We start from the raw sequence: 383 nt of genomic DNA on the forward strand, positions 1-383 counted from the left end.
ACCGGGGATCTGGCGCGCTATCTTGGCGACGGCAATCTGGAGTTCCTGGGCCGCAACGACGACCAGGTGAAGATCCGCGGCTTCCGCATCGAGCCGGGCGAGATCGCGGCGCGCCTTGCCGAGCACGACCAGGTGCGCGATGCGGTGGTGGTGGCGCGCCAGGACCGGGCGGGCCAGATGCGGCTGGTCGCCTATGTGGTGTGCGCGCCGCAGGACGAAGCCGGGGGCGAAGCGGGAGTTGGGGGCGAAGAACCAGGCGCGCTTGCCGGCGCCTTGCGCGCGCATCTTGGCGCGCGGCTGCCCGACTACATGGTGCCGTCGGCGTTCGTGCGGCTTGCGGCGCTGCCGCTGACGGCCAACGGCAAGCTCGACCGCCAGGGGCT

1 protein-coding gene is annotated in these 383 nt (G+C 72.1%); it reads left to right on the top strand.

Annotated elements, in window-relative coordinates; translation table 11 throughout:
* The coding region (locus tag PU724_RS33980; RefSeq protein WP_426213863.1) for an AMP-binding enzyme at positions 1-383 on the top strand (383 nt) is incomplete at both ends.

It is taken from the genome of Mesorhizobium abyssinicae, assembly GCF_049887195.1.
GTDB classification, from domain to species: Bacteria; Pseudomonadota; Alphaproteobacteria; order Rhizobiales; family Rhizobiaceae; genus Mesorhizobium; species Mesorhizobium abyssinicae.